The sequence below is a fragment of the Atopomonas sediminilitoris genome (genome assembly GCF_022601735.1).
GTDB classification, from domain to species: domain Bacteria; phylum Pseudomonadota; class Gammaproteobacteria; order Pseudomonadales; family Pseudomonadaceae; genus Atopomonas; species Atopomonas sediminilitoris.
This window is the reverse complement of the sequence record NZ_JAKUMM010000005.1, coordinates 310,291-327,514: the sequence shown is the minus strand read 5'-3', so window position 1 is coordinate 327,514 and position 17,224 is coordinate 310,291. Positions and strand designations below refer to the sequence as shown.

Annotated in this window: 13 protein-coding genes; 10 read left to right on the top strand and 3 right to left on the bottom strand. The window is 56.8% G+C overall.

Annotated elements, in window-relative coordinates:
• Positions 1-33: 33 nt before the first annotated feature.
• Positions 34-792, top strand: a complete 759-nt coding sequence (locus tag MKI83_RS09920; protein WP_241585327.1) for a substrate-binding periplasmic protein — start codon at positions 34-36, stop codon at positions 790-792.
• 51 nt (positions 793-843) lie between these two features.
• On the opposite strand, the gene MKI83_RS09915 is transcribed toward MKI83_RS09920, so the two are convergent.
• Complete coding sequence (locus MKI83_RS09915; RefSeq protein ID WP_241585326.1) at positions 844-2,199, bottom strand: flavin monoamine oxidase family protein; 1,356 nt, start codon at positions 2,197-2,199, stop codon at positions 844-846.
• Positions 2,200-2,354: 155 nt separating this feature from the next.
• On the opposite strand from MKI83_RS09915, the gene MKI83_RS09910 reads away from it, so the two are divergent.
• From MKI83_RS09910 to MKI83_RS09880, 7 genes are all read left to right on the top strand, one after another.
• Entirely contained in the window at positions 2,355-3,761 is a 1,407-nt protein-coding gene (locus MKI83_RS09910) for an adenosylmethionine--8-amino-7-oxononanoate transaminase (RefSeq protein WP_241585325.1), read from the top strand.
• Between the two features lie 69 nt (positions 3,762-3,830).
• Complete coding sequence (locus MKI83_RS09905; RefSeq protein ID WP_241585323.1) at positions 3,831-4,553, top strand: 16S rRNA (uracil(1498)-N(3))-methyltransferase; 723 nt, start codon at positions 3,831-3,833, stop codon at positions 4,551-4,553.
• Positions 4,554-4,634: 81 nt separating this feature from the next.
• A complete protein-coding gene (locus MKI83_RS09900) occupies positions 4,635-5,126 on the top strand; it encodes a hypothetical protein (protein WP_241585321.1) in 492 nt (163 codons plus the stop codon).
• Positions 5,127-5,260: 134 nt separating this feature from the next.
• Positions 5,261-12,127, top strand: a complete 6,867-nt coding sequence (locus MKI83_RS09895; protein ID WP_241585320.1) for an FG-GAP-like repeat-containing protein — start codon at positions 5,261-5,263, stop codon at positions 12,125-12,127.
• A gap of 8 nt (positions 12,128-12,135) precedes the next feature.
• Positions 12,136-12,717 (top strand): pentapeptide repeat-containing protein, encoded by a 582-nt coding sequence (locus tag MKI83_RS09890; protein WP_241585318.1) that lies wholly within the window; start codon positions 12,136-12,138, stop codon positions 12,715-12,717.
• Between the two features lie 302 nt (positions 12,718-13,019).
• The gene (locus MKI83_RS09885; protein WP_241585316.1) at positions 13,020-13,343 is read left to right on the top strand and encodes a hypothetical protein; all 324 of its coding nucleotides are present in this window, start codon (positions 13,020-13,022) and stop codon (positions 13,341-13,343) included.
• 89 nt (positions 13,344-13,432) lie between these two features.
• Positions 13,433-13,744, top strand: coding sequence for a hypothetical protein (locus MKI83_RS09880; protein ID WP_241585314.1), 312 nt, complete (start codon positions 13,433-13,435; stop codon positions 13,742-13,744).
• Positions 13,745-13,751: 7 nt separating this feature from the next.
• On the opposite strand, the gene MKI83_RS09875 is transcribed toward MKI83_RS09880, so the two are convergent.
• The gene (locus MKI83_RS09875; protein WP_241585312.1) at positions 13,752-14,588 is read right to left on the bottom strand and encodes an alpha/beta hydrolase family protein; all 837 of its coding nucleotides are present in this window, start codon (positions 14,586-14,588) and stop codon (positions 13,752-13,754) included.
• 110 nt (positions 14,589-14,698) lie between these two features.
• Here MKI83_RS09875 and MKI83_RS09870 point away from each other — a divergent pair, with 110 nt between their 5' ends.
• Complete coding sequence (locus MKI83_RS09870) at positions 14,699-15,676, top strand: GlxA family transcriptional regulator (RefSeq protein ID WP_241585310.1); 978 nt, start codon at positions 14,699-14,701, stop codon at positions 15,674-15,676.
• On the opposite strand, the gene MKI83_RS09865 is transcribed toward MKI83_RS09870, so the two are convergent.
• Positions 15,673-16,581 carry a LysR family transcriptional regulator gene (locus tag MKI83_RS09865; RefSeq protein ID WP_241585308.1) on the bottom strand — a complete coding sequence of 303 codons (909 nt, stop codon included), beginning with the start codon at positions 16,579-16,581 and terminating at the stop codon, positions 15,673-15,675. The two genes, MKI83_RS09870 and MKI83_RS09865, sit on opposite strands and share 4 nt — an antisense overlap.
• 127 nt (positions 16,582-16,708) lie before the next feature.
• Between MKI83_RS09865 and MKI83_RS09860 the strand changes: the two genes are divergently transcribed.
• Entirely contained in the window at positions 16,709-17,224 is a 516-nt protein-coding gene (locus MKI83_RS09860) for a lactoylglutathione lyase family protein (protein ID WP_241585304.1), read from the top strand.

Genomic DNA, 17,224 nt, shown 5'->3' with positions numbered 1-17,224 from the left:
TATAGTGAGGTAACGCTTCACTAGGATGTGCCTATGCCGCGCTTGTTTACCGCCGCAGCCTTGAGCTTGCTGCTCGTCAGCACCAGTTTTGCCGAAGTACTGACCTTTGCGTTTGCCGAAGGCGAGCCACCCATCAGCGACATGCTCAACGGTGAGGTGGTGGGCCTGATCCCCGAGCTAGCCACGCTGGCGGTTAATCAAACCGGCGACTTGCAAATGCACGCCCGCGCCTTGCCTTGGGCGCGCGCGCAACACGAAGTGGAGTTGGGCAGACTCGACGCTCTACTGACTTACCCGTCCAAAACCCGCCAAGTCTATGCCGTGTTTACCCCCACGCCAGCGTACCACTTGGACTTTGGCTACTTGGTGTTCCACCGCGACAACCCTCACCGCGCGCAGATCGAAAGCGCTAATAGCTTCGCGGATCTGCACGGCCTGACGTTCGTCGCGCAGCAGGGCGTGGGGTTTGAAGAACAAAACGTGCCCAGCAGCGTGCAACGGATTTACGCCCATCAGCTCGATGCGGTGTTGCACCTGCTACTCAAGCGCCGTGTGGGTGACTTCGCCATCATGCAGCCCGAACAGGCGGTGTATTTGGCGCAGAGTTTTGGCTATGCGCAGGCGCTTGCCTTTCAGCGTGCGCCCTTCATTCCTGACGCGCAGATTCCCTTTCACATCGGCATCTCTCGCCTGCACCCGCAGGCTGAGCAGCTGATCGAGCGCCTAGAGAAAACCCTCAACAGCCCCGCTTTCACACACGCCCGCGACGCTCTGGTCAAACGCTACCGCTGACCGGCACCAAAAAGCCGGCGCAGGACGCCGGCTCGTGTTATTTCCACCCGCTTATTGGGTGCTTTTTAGCTGGGCGGCCACGCGCTGGCCGCTGCGTAGTGCGCCTTCTAAAGTGCCGGGGAATAACTTATCGGTGTGTTCACCGGCAAAGTAAATCCGCCCCATGGGCTTTTCCCACAAGCCCCAGTAGCGGCTCATTTCACCAGGGCCGTAGGCCAGCCACGCGCCCCCCGCTAGTGGATCTTTACCAGGCCGCACGACTTCGTAGCCGGTAAAGGCGGCGCGTGCGCCAGGGTAACGCTTGTCCAGTTTGAACAGCACTTGGTCGACCACTTGGCGATCACCCAAGGTCTGCAACAGGCGGGCATTGTCGCCCGCTAAGGTCACCAGCACGTTAGCGCCGCCCTTAAGCGCGGGTTCCAGCCACAGCACGCCCAAGCCTTGGTCGCTATAAATCTCACCGGATAAGCGCGCGCTGCCCCATACCGGTTTTTTGAACTTGAGCAACACGGTGTCACGCCAGCCGTAGTTGATGTCTTTGATCGCCGTGCTGCGCAGTGCGTCCAGACTAGGGCTCAAGCTGATTTTGCCCAACGCCGGCAGCGGCACGGTGAGCACCACATAATCGGCGCTGTAGGTTTGCTTGCCCGCAGTGACGCTGACCTGCTCACCCTGCTGTGCCACACGCGACACCCACTGGCCGGTTTTTACAACTTTCACCCGTTTGGCAAACGCCTGCGCGAGCACATTAGCCCCGCCGCTTAAGCGCTCCGCGCGGCGCTGGCTATCACCAATCTGCTGATACACGCTGAACTGCTGCAACAAATACAGCAACGAAATGCGGCTCGGCTCATCAAAGCGTGAACGGATGATTTGATTGATCAACGCGCGCGCCGTCGGCGGCAACCCTTGGCCATCCAGCCAACGGGCCACGGTGGTTTGATCCAGTTGCAGCAACTCACGATCCGGGGCGGGGTTACTCGGGTCCGCCACTTGCTGACTTAACTGCTGTAGCGCTTGGCGCACCTTGTCTAAGGCGGCGGCATCACGCGGGTAGGCCTTGGCCAGCTCGCTTTCGGTCAGGTACTGGCCGTTGACCATAAACGCCGGCCGCTGCACCTCACCCGGCGCAGCGTGCGTGTTCAAATCAAACAGTTCGATGTAGTTGTGCAGCACCGGCATGGCCGCCTTGGAGCCAATCCACTCCCCCGACTGTGGGCCGATGCGCCCGCCGACTGCGTCGCGCGCTTCCAACACGGTCACCTGCCAGCCGGCACGCTCCAGCTCAAACGCACTGGACAGTCCGGCCAAGCCGCCGCCCACCACAATCGCCGACGGCTGATCGGCCGCCATCAACGGCAGCGCGGTTAAGCCTGCCAACAACCAGCCCCAGCGTTTGTTGCGCATGGATCAATCCCCTTGTTTTCTGTGCCCACAGCATACTGCAGCGCCAAGGCCCAAGGCAGCCCGCCGTTTCACAGTCTGATCAATGGCTTACGACTGGTAAGCGCTGCGCCGATTGCATAGGCTGTAGCGCTACCCACGTTCACAGGAGTGAGGCCATGAGCCTGAACGACGCCTGGATGCAGCGCGACCTTGCCGTACTCTGGCACCCGTGCACGCAAATGAAAGACCACGAAAAGCTGCCCGTCATCCCGATCAAGCGCGGTGAAGGCGTCTGGCTGGAAGACTTCGACGGCAAACGTTATCTGGATGCCGTGAGTTCGTGGTGGGTCAACGCCTTTGGCCACGCCAATCCGCGGATTAATCAGCGCATCAAAGATCAGCTCGATCAACTTGAACACGTAATTCTGGCGGGCTTTGGCCATCAGCCGGTGATCGAGCTGTCCGAGCGCTTGGTCGCCGTCACTCCGCCGGGACTTGAACGGGTGTTCTACGCCGACAATGGCTCATCGTGCATCGAAGTGGCGCTGAAGATGAGCTATCACTACTGGCGCAACCACGGTCACAGTGAGAAAAAACGCTTCGTCACTCTGACCAACAGCTACCACGGCGAAACCGTGGCGGCGATGTCCGTCGGCGATGTCTCGTTGTTCACCGACACCTACAAGCCGCTGCTGCTGGATACCCTCAAGGTGCCTAGCCCCGACTGTTATCTGCGCCCTGACGGGGTGAGCTGGGAGGCGCACTCGCGGCTGATGTTTGCCCACATGGAGCAAACCCTCGCCGAGCACCATCACGAAGTGGCGGCAGTGATCGTCGAACCCTTGATTCAAGGGGCGTGCGGCATGCGCATGTACCACCCGATCTACCTCACGCTGCTGCGCGAAGCCTGCGACCGCTATAACGTGCACCTGATTGCCGACGAAATCGCCGTCGGCTTTGGTCGCACCGGCACCCTGTTTGCCTGCGAGCAAGCTGGCATCACGCCCGACTTTATGTGCTTATCCAAAGCCCTCACCGGCGGTTATCTGCCGCTAGCCGCGTGCCTCACCACCGACGACGTGTATCAGGCGTTCTACGACGAATACGACACCCTGCGCGCCTTCTTGCACTCGCACAGTTACACCGGCAACCCGCTGGCCTGCGCGGCGGCGCTGGCCACCTTGGACATCTTCCGTGATGACGATGTGATCAACGCCAACAAAAAGCTCGCCGCGCGCATGGCCCAAAGCACCGAGCATCTCAAAGATCACCCGCACATTGCCGAAGTGCGGCAAACCGGCATGGCCATCGCCATGGAGATGGTGCAAGACAAAGCCAGCAAAACCGCCTACCCCTGGCAAGAGCGGCGCGGCCTTGCTGTCTACCAACACGCTCTCAGTCGCGGCGCCTTGCTGCGCCCGCTGGGCAACGTGGTGTACTTCCTGCCGCCGTATGTGATCAGCGAGGAGCAAATCGACTTCTTGGCCGAAGTGGCCACCGAAGGCATCGACCAAGCCACCTCGAAAAAAGTCAGCGTGGCGGTGAATGCCGCGCTGTACCCCGATTTCACCCATCCCGGCTAAAAGCAGCAGCACAGCGCGGGCGGCCTAGGTAACATGGCCGCCTAACGCTGTTGCAACTGGTAGTGAGTCATGCGCTTATCCCGCTTTTACATCGACACCCAACTGACCTTAGGCGAACAAGCCCTGCCGGAAACGGCGGCGCACTACATGGCCAAGGTCTTGCGCCTTAAAAGCGGTGACGCGGTGCAGCTGTTTGACGGCAGCGGGCACGAGTTTCGCGGCGTGCTCAGCGAGGTGAACAAAAAAGCCGTCCACGTCCACCTCAGCGAACAATTCGCCGGTCAAGCCGACTCGCCGCTGCATATTCACTTGGGCCAAGTCTTGTCACGCGGCGAACGCATGGATTGGGCGATCCAGAAGGCCACCGAGCTGGGCGTCAACCGCATCACCCCCTTGTTTAGCGAGCGCTGCGAAGTGCGCTTGTCCGACGAGCGCCAAGACAAACGCCTGCAACACTGGCAACAAGTCGCGATCAGCGCCTGTGAGCAATGCGGACGCTCCAGCGTGCCGCAGATACTGCCGCCGCAAGCCCTCAGCGACTGGCAAGCCGCGCGCGATGAAGACCTGCGCTTGGTGCTGCACCCCGAACACGCGCAACCGATTGCCAGCCTTGCCAAGCCCCAGCGCTTAGCCTTGCTGATCGGCCCCGAAGGCGGCCTCAGCGACGCCGAAGTCGCCGCGGCGTGCGCCGCAGGCTTCAGCCAAGCCTGCTTCGGCCCGCGTGTGCTGCGCACCGAAACCGCACCGATTGTCGCGCTGAGCTTAGCCCAGCAACTGTGGGGCGACTTTTAAGCGCCAAGGCTTTCACAGGCGCCGGCACCGCCTTCTGATAGGCTTACCCACACGACCCACCCTAATAAGAAGAAGCCGTCTATGCTCACTCGCCACGCCTTGCTCGCCTTACTCATGCTAACCAGCAGCCTGAGTGCCCAAGCCATCGAAGAAATCCCCGCCGACCGCGCCGAACCGATTTACTTGATCGGCCAACTCAAGCTGGACGGCAGCAGCATGAGCTACAGCATCTTCTTGCACGAGCCACAAGTGCCGAGCCTGGATGCCTGTAACGAGGCATGGCGCTCCGGCCAACAAGGCGACTGGCCGCACTACTTCCATGTTTTCCGCCGCGACCTGATCAAAGGCTTTTCCGCCCACATCCAATACCGCTGCGCCACCAGCCAACAACTATTAGCGCCGTGGGAAGATCGGCGTGATTACAACAGCAACTACCTTGTGCACGTGGAAGGCCAGCGTTTTAGCCTCACGCCCTTTAACAGCTTCGCCGCTTGCAGCCAAAATCTGGGGCAATTTAGCGCCGTGCAACAAGCCAACCGCTTTTGCACGAAAAGCAATCAGGTGCTGCGTTAAGCCATAAAAGAGCCAACAGCCAAACCAAGGATTGGCCGACATTTAGACCCCGCCTTTTTTGCTATAACCATATAGCCTTTCATTCCATTTATTGCTAAAACCCCGAAATAACCCACTTTCAAGCAAGGGACTGCATGAACCGTCACGCTCTGCGTCTGGCGCTGCCTATTCTCGCCACCGCCACATTTGCCCTTTCCACGCCAAGTTATGCTGCGCAATGGAATACTGCCCGCGTTCAAGCATTAACCGGGGACTACAACGGCGATGGTCAGCCCGACATCTACTTAAAGCCACGTGACGGTTTTGCCCTGATCGGCCTTGAGTTACCCGCAGCAATTCCTCTCAAAGCACCCTTTCCGCCAGTGGTGCTACTAAAGAATGGCGCGGGCTACAGCCATCTCTACAACCCACCATTAAGCGAGCTCAACAAGGTCAACTGGCAGCCATTGGCGTATCAGTTGCAGACTGGCGATGTGAATGGCGATGGTTTGGCCGACCTAATCATGCAGCCACAGCAAGCAGGCAGTGATTTACTCATTGTCAGTGGCAACCCACAAAGCCAAGGACTGCTTGCAACGCAAAGCGCGCAGGGGCTAGGCATAGAGCTGGCTGCCAGCAATGGCGTGACCGTCACGCAAGGTGACTGGAACGCCGACGGCAAACTCGACCTGCGCATCAAGCATCCAACTCAAGGGCAAAAAAGCTTTTCCCTAATCAATGGCGAGCTTGTCGCACAATCTGATACTCCGACGACGCCCAGCAATCCATCTACACCAGGTCGGCTTGACGACAGCCCACAAAGTTTTTCGGCGCTAAACCTTGCTTTGCCTGCCGCCGGGGTTTCTGCCAGCGGTGATGCGCAATACGGCTACCCGATGTCTTTGCCAGAGGGCATTAACGGCCTCACACCGCAATTAAGCATTAACTATATTGGCAACAACGAACCGAGCCTCGTCGGGCGCGCTTGGGCACTAAGCGGTATTTCAGCTATCTACCGCTGCGCAAAAACCATCGCTCAAGATGGAGCCTATGCTCCGATTGCCCTAGCAAGCTCGGATCGTCTATGCCTCGATGGCATGCGCCTGCAACTGGCAAGCGGCCAATATTTGCAGCCAGGAAGCGTTTATTACACCGAGCTAGACAGCTTTAGCCGCATCACCCAAAAAGGCACAGCCAACAATCCAATCTTTGAGGTTAAAACCCAAAGCGGCCAAATCATTGAGTACGGCGGCGCAACCGCCAGTATTCGCAGCCAAGGCAAAGTTGCGGAATACCTTTGGGGCATCAATACAGCCAGTGATCGCTTTGGCAATAACATTAAATATAGTTACGAAGAATCGGCCAGCAGCTTAGTGCCCAGCGAAATCCGCTATGCCGACATCGAAATCAAATTCACCTATGCCGATGGCACCGAAAAGCTGCCCAAATACTTTGGCGGCGGCTTTAGCGAGTCAACCAAACTATTAAAAACCATTGACGTTAATGCTGGCTCACAACGTCTTTCCAATGTAACACTGGGCTACGGCGCATCCACCCTTAATAGTCAACAGCATATACTAAAGCATATTCAATCATGCGCGTGGATCAACAACGATAAGTCCTGCATTGCGCCTGTAACATTTGATTACTCAGATGCAAACACGCAACTACAGCCAGCCAAGCCATTTACAGATACCTTGGGTGGAATGACCCGAAAAATGGCCAACCCCAGCATGTTTTCGCTGGACTGGAATGGCGACGGCATCGACGACATGTTTACTACCACGATGGAGGTAGGCTCTCGAGGCCAAATAGGCAACTACATCCATACCGTAAACATATTCAAAAAAGACGGTAGCTATACGCAAAAGACAATATACAAAGAGCCACTGTTGACCTTTTCCGCAGACAAGGCCGATTTCGATGGCGATGGCAAAGACGAGGTTTACTTTCTAAAGTTAATTAGCCAAAGCAACGTTGGCTCAACACAGTACTGGACCATGCAATGGCTGATGGCTAGCGAAGCTGGCATAAAGCCAATTACGGGCCAATGGCAAGCTCCCGCCTTGAGCATGATGGCCAGTTATACTATCAGCAATGCTAACGGCTTATTTCTAAAAGGCACGTCAACAGATATCAACAATGACGGCCGAACAGACTTGATCCTGCCGTTTAATGGGCAATGGACTGCCTTTGTTAGCACCAGCACCGCAGGGGCGTTTAATTTCACAAACAAGCCGGCATTATCAGGCTTTACCACCCAAGACTACCCATGGATTGGTTCACTAGGCAGTGACCCTGCAGGCGGCGCACAAATAACTACCAACAAGGCAAGCCATCTGCATGCAGCTGTTATTCGTGAGAACACCACAACCAGCCCTAACGCTTTAGTTAACTTAGGCATTGCCCTTAATCGCAGCGCAGGGGCAGATTTAAACGGCGACGGCCTGCAGGACTTCATTGTGCCGGATGCCAGTAATAAAATTTCTGTCATGCTAAATACGGGTGGCACACTATCGGCCAACCTGTTCAAAAAAGTACCCACCAGCTTTGACGCTTCAGAAGTATTACCCTCTTTTAAATATCGTTCATCGGAAGGCGACTACCCAGCCAAGGCAGCGGACTTAAACGGTGACGGACGACAAGAAATCATTTACACAGCCAAAGACAGTCGCTACTTAAGACTGAGCTTCAATAACGAACAGCTTACAGCCTCCCCGCTTGGCATCAGCACAAGCCGCATGTTCGTCAATGACTTCTCTAAACTCAGCGCCAGCTGCCAAACGCAAATAAACCAGTTTAATAGTTTTATATCTAAAATAACCGATCCAGCCGCAAAAGCTGCATTCAGAAGCATGCTAGATCTCATATATGCAGGAACCTGTGCCTATAACCCCGACGGGATGCATGGTGACCCTGCGATGTATTACATCGGCAACTTCACCGGCAGCGGGGCAGACAGCATTATTGTTGGCACGCCTGTTTTTACGACACTCAATGCTGCGACAACATATTACTCCGGCGACAAATGGCACCTTTACACCCAGTCGCGCGACCTTCCTGAACTACTCAGCAAAGTCGATAACGGCGCTGGCAACGTGGTGTCTTATGCGTACACCACCCTCCACGACACCAGCGTGGCAACGGCAGCGAATGATGCGATATACCCTGATGTCGCCTATCGCGCGCCTAAGCCGGTGGTTAAGCAACTGCTCAGCAGTGACGGCGTAGGCGGCACGCGCACCCAAAGCTATCGCTATCAAGGCGCTAAGCTCAATCGCCAAGGGCGCGGCTTCTTGGGCTTCGCCAGTATCGAAGTACAGGATCAGGCCCGTGAGAGCCGGGTTGTGCGGCAGCTGCGCCAAGATTTCCCATATATCGGCGCGCTCAAGCAAGAAGAGCAATACCTGGCCGACAAACTCAACCTGCGGGTCACCAATACCTGGGCCGATAAGCAACGCGTGGCTGGCAAGGTGTTTTTCCCCTATCTGGCCAATGCCGTTAACGAGCAATTTGAAGCGGGTGTAGCTGTTGCCGCACAGAGTACCGCTTATGAATACGATACCGATTACGGCACGCTCACCAGCACTATCGAGAAAACCGCTGCCACAGCAGCAGGGCTGGGCAGTCCGCAACGCACGGTAACCGTAACCCGGCAGTACCAAAACGACAGCGCCGATTGGCTAATTGGCTTTTTACGCCAAGAAACCCATACCAGCAGCGCCAACGGCGTCGCCCGGACTCGCACGCATACCTACCAAGCCAAACCGGGCACCCTCGCTGTAGCAAGCCAGACCCAATACCAAGGCGAGGCAGACAATGCGTTACAAACCAGCTTTACCTACGATGGCCAAGGCCGCCTAACCAGCAGCACACAGAGTGCAGCCGGCCTGCCCGCCCGCACCACCACCCTGAGCGACTACCAAGGCCCGTGGCCACAAACGGTTAAGAACCCGCTCAACCATACCCTGCGCACAACCTACGATCGTGCCACCGGGCAAGTGCTGACCAGCGCCGATGCCAACGGCCTAACTACCACCAATCGTTATGATGCCTTTGGCCGGGCAATCAGCACCCTCAACCCCGACGGCAGTCTGCACACCACCGCCTACAAAATCTGTGGGCAAGGCGCGGTGGTTTGCGCGGCGGGAGCCAAACTGGCCGTGCAGCAACGCACCACCAACAGCAATGGCGACCAACAGGGCGCGCCGGAGCAGTGGCAGTACCTCGACCAGCTAGGCCGCACCCTGCAGACCCGCCACCAGAGCTTCGACGGCAATTGGGTCAAAGTGGACCAAACCTACGACGCCCTAGGCCGCATCACCCGCACCACCGAGCCCTATGTACAAACGCCCACGCCGCTGGTGACTGTTTGGGATAACCAAGACCGTCCACGTCAGCGCCAGCTGCCCGGCGGCGCCACATTAAATTTCGACTACGGCGCCAACAGCACCGGCGGCACTTGGCGGCAATACAGCCTCAGCTACGAAGAACACGGGCGCAAAACCCGCGTAGAGCGTCGCGAAAACAACGCCCTCGGCCAGTTGGTGCTCAGCGTGAATGCTGCCGGCAGCGCCGAAGCCAACCAAACCCGCTACCAATACGATGCCGACGGCAACCTAGCCCGTGTCGAAATCAACGCTGATCCACGCACTCAAGTGCAGATGAGCTACGACCTAGCCGGCAACCGCATCACCCTCAGCGACCCCAACAGCGGCCTGCAGCGTTACCACTACAACGCCTTTGGTGAATTACGCGAAACCGTGGCCAGCGATGGCAGCAAAATCGTCAACCAATACGACCCACTCAGTCGCCTCACCACGCGGGAAGACCTAGCCGGCGATGGCAGCGTGCAAGACGCCTCCACGTGGCAGTACGACCAAGCCGCCAATGGCATCGGCCTGCTCTCGGCCATGGGCAAGCACAACCAAAGCTTCTTGCAGGTCTATAGCTATGACCAGCTCAGCCGTCTGCAGATGCGCCAAACCAGCATCCGCGCCAATGACCAAGTGCTCACCTACAACGATGGGCAGGTATACGACGGTTTTAGCCGGCCCAGCACGGTACAAGACGCCAGTGGCTTCCGTTACACCAAGCACTACAACGGCTACGGCTATCTCGCAGGCGAGAGCAACCACGCCGACAGCAAGCCCCTGCGGCAAATCCTCGCGCAAAACGCGCGCGGCCAAGCCACCCGTATTGCCTACGGCAACGGCATCGTTAGCGAAAAAACCTACGACGACGACACCGGCTGGCTGAAACAAATCATCAGCGGCACCCAAGCAGGCCCGGTACAACACCTCAGCTATCAATACGGCCAAAACGGCGTGCTGCTCAGCCGAAGCGATGCCCGTGGCTTAACGGAAAGCTTCCAATACGACCTGCTGCAGCGCCTCACCAGCAGCACCCGCGTATTGGGCAGTGAAACCCTGAGCGACACCTACCGCTACGACAACCTCGGCAACCTGCTGCAAAACCCGCAGTTCACCCAGCTGGATTACGGCCAGTACGATGCCGCCGGGCAAAGCCACTGTGCGGCGCAAGGGGCCAACACACCTCCCGGCCCACATGCGGTACTGAAAAGCACGGCGGGCTACTACTGCTACGACAGCCGCGGCAACCAAATCACCGCGCCAAACCGGCAAGTTAGCTACAGCCTGTACGACAAGCCGCTGCGCATTACCCACAACGGCCAGCACAGCGACTTTCAGTACGACCCCGAGCGCCGTCGCTTCCTGCAGGTCAGCCCGCAGCGCATCACCGTGTACTTGGACGAAGGCCGCTTCGAAGAGATTCTCGATAACGGCAAACGCTGGCAAAACAGCTATATCGACGGCTACCTGCAAGTGCAGCGCGACCCGAGCAGTAACCAGTTGCGCCTCAACTACCAGCTGCAAGATCAGCTGGGCTCTCTGGAGACCGTCACCGACGCCAACGGCGCCCTGCTGGAAAAACGCAGCTACGCCCCCTTCGGCGGCGTGCGCGGCGCCGACTGGAGCAACACCCCAGCGGCCCTGCTCACCACCCGCCGCGGCTTTACCGACCACGAACACCTAGCGGAAAGCGGCCTGATCCACATGAACGGCCGCGCCTACGACCCCGCGCTGGGGCGCTTCTTAAGTGCCGATATCGTTTATCAAGACACCGCTAATGCGCAGTTCTTTAATCGTTATGCGTATGGGTTTAATTCGCCGTTTATTGGGGTGGATCCGACGGGGTATTTCTTATCCTTCATTGAAAATGATTTTGATTTTTCATATGGAACTTCCGGCATGGGGCGCCACTTTGGAGGCATGGACACTAGCTCCGCATATAGTGGATTCATCCCGTCTGGCAAGGAGAAATATGTATTAGGTGCGACACTAGCTCCTTTAACTCTACCTTTCGCTCTTGAAGTGTCAGGCGTCAGTATGGCTGTTGGTAGTGTCGCACAGCATGGTTTAAGGGGCGCTTTATATACAGAAAGCTTCAACTTGGGCACATTGATGGTTGCTGAGATAGCCTTAGGCAGTGGGGCCGTGTTTGGTTTAACAAGGTCAACAGTTACAAAAAGTGCAACGGCTGAAATCAGTAGCGTCGGTAGAGGTATTCGAGGCAACCAAACCGTCACTCGCATTGCAGAGGAGGCGCAAGGGGCACTGAGCCAAGCAAACAGAATTCTTGATTCGGGTAGCTACGAAACTCGCTGGGGCCAGATATACCAAAACGTCCGAGATACTGGCGGTAACTTCGAGTTCCTTGCGCGCCGAAATGCGCTGCACCAAGAGTCAGAGAGACTTCTGTTGAATAATCGATACGTTACCGAAGCGATTGACAACGGTTATATGGTTGAATTTAATCGTGGCAGCTTGCTGAATGTGCGCAGTTCAAGTGGTTCAATTTTGCGCCCAGACATCCAGATTAGGACTCCTGGCCGAAGTTTCGGAATCATTGATTTCACCACGCCAGGCTCTGCCTCGAAGATTTTTAAGTATGGTACGCCTCAGCAAGCCCCGTACATGATCAACGTAACTGTGCCGTGATGGATAGCATGACCGATTCCTTAATTAGCCGCTGGGACGCCCGTTTGCAGGCTGGCAGCCTGCGTGCTTTACTGTCGGGGGCGTCATGCCAAAGCCCCTTCGGTTTGACCAACGACTCCTTGTGCGACTTTCGAGGAGTGCGTATTGAAGAGTCCCTGCACAAAATATCTATTTCGTCGGTAGATTTCTCTGATGCATTAATGGTCGCTGGGCAGTTCGCAGCGGAGGTATCAGACTGCTGGTTCAAGGCTTGTCGCCTTGAGGGAAATCTAGGCAATCAATTTGTGAACTGCGACTTCACTCAGGCAAATTTGTCCAATTCTATATTGCGTGGAAGGTTTGTTAACTGTGTTTTTTCGTTGGCCAACATGACCAATGTTCGCGGGACGGGATTGTTTTTTGAACGATGCGTATTTGAAAAAACCAATTTGCGCAAAGCGTCTTTTTACGACTCCAGATTTGTGGAATGCCGGATTGTTGAATGTAAGTTTGGATCGGGCTCTCTTGCTGGGTCGCGCTTTGAAAAGTGCATGATTGAAGGAGCTGACTTCAGTAAAACAGTCATGCAGCGCGTTACGGGGATTGATTAACTACGACGAAACCTCAGCCATGTAGGACGGGGCATTTGACCCGCGCAGACTTTGTTCTCGCAATACGCAGGGCGTGATTGATGGGGTGCATAACGTGACTATTGCGTGAACTGCACCATTGCCCGGCGGGTTACGCCTTTGGCTAACCCGCCCTACGTTTGGCCTTGGCGTGACGCGGCTGTAAACAGGAGCAGAGCCTCGTTGCCACAGCGGATTTACATATTTAACGAAGACTGGCATTGATCAGCGGTTATTGCACAGAGCAAACACTGCATCACTCAACAAAGGAAAGGAAACACACCATGCTGCGGATAGGCTTAATACTGGCTACGGCTGCACTGGCGCTCAATGCACAGGCGCAACAAATTGACAAAGCCAAAGTAACTATCGTGGGGCTCAATACTGAACTGGCAAATACTGCGTATGTGCTTGCCAGCCCAGCGGGTAGTTCTAGCGAATGCGGTTTTAACATTATTCGCTTACCCAGCATCACCAGCGAGCAAGGCCGCGCACTTTTGAGCATGGCACTGAGCGCTCAGGCCACCCAAGTCAGCGCCAACATCACCTACAAAGTCACCGCGCCCCAAGTGTGTGAGCTCACGCAGTTACAACTGCTTGCTCCTTAAGCGGCAAGGTGATTAGGGCGATGTTGCAATCACAGTAAAGCCTCACTGCCCCATTCAGGAAAACTTACTATTACTAAGGAGTGGTAATTATGCGGCTAAAAGCCAGCTTAGCGTCACTGTTATTGACCATGCCATTACACAGCATGTCGGCAGAAACACCCTACAAAAATATTGAAATTATTAAATATGATACGACAGGCACTCTGTATATGAGCAATAACTCGGGCTGGGGCGCAGTTGGTTGCCCCACGGCCACTTATGCTTATTTACCAGCGAACACCCATGTACAGTCACTAGCCATGCAAGCAATGGCTACTAAAGCCAAGGTAGCGTTTCTGGGTAATTGCCAGAATGCCGAATATTTTTTAATTAATTACATTATGGTGAAAGCCCCCGAATAATCGGGACTTACCACGCCAACACCCGTCGCTCACGTAAATGCTCAGCCAAAAAGTTAAGCACCCGTGCAGCGTATTCTTGCGGCGCGGCAGCGTAAGCGTGGGTGTGTTCGGCATTCGGCACCTGCCAGAACTGGGTTTGGGTACTGGCGCTTAACGCGCTGTGCAGCAACTGGCCGTCGCGTACGGGGGTGAATTCGTCGGCGTCGCCGTAGATCATTAACACCGGCGGCTGACTGGCTAAGCGGGTGGCGGCATGCAGCGGGCGCATGCGCCGCTCACCGGCCGGGTAGACCAGCTTGGACAGCTGAATACCCAACTTGGGCACCGGGTAGCGCGACCAGAAATGCAGCAGGGTTGGGAACGCCGCCTCCAGCACCACGGCCTGGAACGGGTGATCAGGCTCGGCCAGCGCGCAGGTGGTCATCGCTGCGCCCATCGAGGCGCCGACCACCGCCACCGGCAAGTCGGGGTAGCGCGCTTGCAGGGCAAGGCCGGCGGCAAGCACGTCCAGCGGGTAGTCCATGGTGGTCGAGGTGCTTTCGCCAAAGCCGTTCAGATCAAACACCATGACATGATAACCGGCTTGGCGCAGCAGCTCGGCGTGGCCGTATTTGAGCCAAAAGCCTTTGGCCGCCACGCCCATCGGGTGCGCCATCAGCACCGCGCCTTTAGCTTGCTCAGGCTGCACTGCGTCAGCCACCAACGCCGACAAGGTGGCGCCGGAGCGGCTAGCAATCGACTGGCGCACCCACACCTGTTGGTCCACTCCTTCGGGCCAGCGCCACGGCTTCATAAAGCGACCAAAGAACGGTTGTTTAAACGCACGGTAAAAGGCCAATTTCATCGTTAGACACTCCCCATCAATCAACGAGGGTAAGCGTGAGCGATTGACCGCGGCGTCTCTACGGCGAAAAATGACTTCTTACATGCGATTTTTACCGAGCATTAGCGACCATGAAGATAGCCATTTTGATGAGCGAGCACTGCGCCTCGATCAGCGTCAGCGCCGCACTAGAAACCTTTGGCATGGCCAATGCGCTGTACTGCCACAGCTTGCCCGATCAAGCGCCGCTGTTTGAGCTGTACACCGCCAGCCTTGATGGCGCCCCCGTCACCTGTAGCGGTGGGCTGATACTCACCCCGCAGCACAGTCTGGCCAGCTTGCCGTCCTGTGACTTGATCATGGTGCCCGGCTATATGTTCAGCATTTTGCGCCTGCTCCCCACGCTGGGCGCGCTCTACGGCTGGCTGCAAGAGCAACACGCGCGCGGCTGTGCGATTGCCAGTTTGTGCACCGGCGCCTTTATCTGTGCGGAGGCGGGTTTGCTCGACGGCCGCAATGCCACCACACACTGGGCCTTTGCCGCGCAATTTGCCCGCCGCTATCCGCAGATTAAATTGCAAGCCGAGCGCACCCTGACCGAGGACGGCCTGATCTATTGCGCCGGTGGAGCCAACAGCGGCAGTGACTTGCTGCTGCACCTGATTCGTAAATTCGGCTCACCGCAATTGGCCGCCGACTGCGCCAAGCATTTGCTCATCGACGGTACCCAGCAAACCCAACAACCCTACGCCAGCACCGCGTTTAAAAAGCACCATGGCGATGGCGATATTCTTAAAGTGCAGGTCTGGCTGGAGCGGCATCTGCAGCAACCCATCGTGATGGAGCGCGTGGCCGAACAATTCAACATCGGTACACGGCACTTCATCCGCCGCTTCAAAGAAGCCACCGAGCAAACGCCCATTCATTACCTGCAAAACCTGCGCTTAGAGAAAGCGCGCTTGTTGCTGGAGAACAGCGATTTGGCGTTTGACCAGATCACCTTGCAAGTCGGCTACGAGGATCACAACTCATTCCGCCGCCTGTTTAAACAGCGTCTTGGCCTGAGCCCCAGCGAGTACCGACGCAAGTTCCAGCCTTATGTCGCCTAAGGCGCAAGCGCCAGCCACTGCGCCATCTGTTTGAGCAACGGCGCAAAGCGCGCCGGCAGCTCGCGGCCACGGCGTTGCAGCAAATACAACGGCTCGCTGACCTCACGCGGTGATTGCCACACCCGCAGTTGTTCTGGCGCAGCAAACGCCTTCACCGCACGCGCCGGCAACACGGTAAAGCCCAACCCCTGCGCCACCGGCAGCAAGATTTGCTGCAACTGATTGACATAGCCATGCACCGGCAAGCTGGCCAGCGCCACCTGCTGCAGGGCGGCATCGCCGCATTGGGCGAGGTACAGCGCGAGGTAGTGCTCCACATCTGGGTGCCGAATCAGGCCAAGCTTGCGCAGGATAGCCGGCAGATCGGCGCTCACAGGGGCCGCCGCCTCGGCTTGCGCCGGCAGAATCAGCTGGATGATCTCGCTGCCAATCTGTTGGGCTTCCAGCGCGGGGTCATCCGGTGCTTGGGTAACGATACCGATATCAATCGTGCCTGCGCTGACGGCGCGGGTAATACTGTCCTTAGGCGCTACCTCTAACTGCATGACCAGCGCCGGATGGCGCGCCTGCCGCTGCAATAACGGCGGATACAAACTCAGCGCCAGCGCACCAGAGCAGGCAATGCGGCACACCCCGGCGTGCGGGTCATCAAAGCTTAATTGCTGGTGCAGGCGCGTCTCTTGCGCGGCCAAGGTTTGCGCATGCTGATACACCAGACGACCTTGCTCGGTGAGGCTAAAACGCTTGCCCTCGCGCTTGAGCAGCGCATGACCGCAGGCCTCTTCCAGTTTTTTGATCTGCTGAGTCACCCCAGGCTGAGTCATAAACAGGCGTTCTGCGGTCTGCGTGAAGTGACCGACCTCGACCAAGGTTTTGAAGGTGTGCAGCCACTGGGCGTTGAGCATAGGCCATCCAATAACACGAATTTATCAAAAGAATAATAATTGATAATTTCTAATGCAACACACTCCTGACTAAGCTGTAGCCATCGCATCGAACACCCCGTTCGACATCCCTATCGCGAGGCACAGCATGTCACAGACCTATCCGCGCAGTTTTTCCCACATCGGCATTTCTGTTCCCGACCTTGAAGCCGCCGTTAAGTTTTACACCGAGGTGCTTGGTTGGTACTTGATCATGCCGCCGACCGAGATCACCGAAGATGACTCCGCCATCGGCGAGATGTGCACCGACGTGTTCGGCGCCGGCTGGGAGCGCTTTCGTATTGCGCACTTGTCCACTGGCGACCGCATTGGCGTCGAGCTGTTCGAGTTCAAAAACCAAGAGAACCCCGAAGACAACTTCGAGTACTGGAAAACCGGCATCTTCCACTTCTGCGTGCAAGACCCGAACGTTGAAGAGCTGGCCGAAAAAATCGTCGCCGCCGGTGGCAAAAAGCGCATGAAAGCACCGCGCTATTACTACCCAGGCGAGAAGCCCTACCGCATGATTTACATGGAAGACCCGTTCGGCAACATTCTAGAAATCTACAGCCACAGCTACGAGCTGCACTACGCCAGCGGCGCATACACCGCGCCCGCCGCGTAA

Excerpts from the sequence above, each read along its gene's own strand:
- MKI83_RS09920 (WP_241585327.1), top strand. The coding sequence starts at position 34 with ATGCCGCGCTTGTTTACCGCCGCAGCCTTGAGCTTGCTGCTCGTCAGC.
- MKI83_RS09915 (WP_241585326.1), bottom strand. The coding sequence starts at position 2,199 with ATGCGCAACAAACGCTGGGGCTGGTTGTTGGCAGGCTTAACCGCGCTG.
- MKI83_RS09910 (WP_241585325.1), top strand. The coding sequence starts at position 2,355 with ATGAGCCTGAACGACGCCTGGATGCAGCGCGACCTTGCCGTACTCTGG.
- MKI83_RS09905 (WP_241585323.1), top strand. The coding sequence starts at position 3,831 with ATGCGCTTATCCCGCTTTTACATCGACACCCAACTGACCTTAGGCGAA.
- MKI83_RS09900 (WP_241585321.1), top strand. The coding sequence starts at position 4,635 with ATGCTCACTCGCCACGCCTTGCTCGCCTTACTCATGCTAACCAGCAGC.
- MKI83_RS09895 (WP_241585320.1), top strand. The coding sequence starts at position 5,261 with ATGAACCGTCACGCTCTGCGTCTGGCGCTGCCTATTCTCGCCACCGCC.
- MKI83_RS09890 (WP_241585318.1), top strand. The coding sequence starts at position 12,136 with ATGACCGATTCCTTAATTAGCCGCTGGGACGCCCGTTTGCAGGCTGGC.
- MKI83_RS09885 (WP_241585316.1), top strand. The coding sequence starts at position 13,020 with ATGCTGCGGATAGGCTTAATACTGGCTACGGCTGCACTGGCGCTCAAT.
- MKI83_RS09880 (WP_241585314.1), top strand. The coding sequence starts at position 13,433 with ATGCGGCTAAAAGCCAGCTTAGCGTCACTGTTATTGACCATGCCATTA.
- MKI83_RS09875 (WP_241585312.1), bottom strand. The coding sequence starts at position 14,588 with ATGAAATTGGCCTTTTACCGTGCGTTTAAACAACCGTTCTTTGGTCGC.
- MKI83_RS09870 (WP_241585310.1), top strand. The coding sequence starts at position 14,699 with ATGAAGATAGCCATTTTGATGAGCGAGCACTGCGCCTCGATCAGCGTC.
- MKI83_RS09865 (WP_241585308.1), bottom strand. The coding sequence starts at position 16,581 with ATGCTCAACGCCCAGTGGCTGCACACCTTCAAAACCTTGGTCGAGGTC.
- MKI83_RS09860 (WP_241585304.1), top strand. The coding sequence starts at position 16,709 with ATGTCACAGACCTATCCGCGCAGTTTTTCCCACATCGGCATTTCTGTT.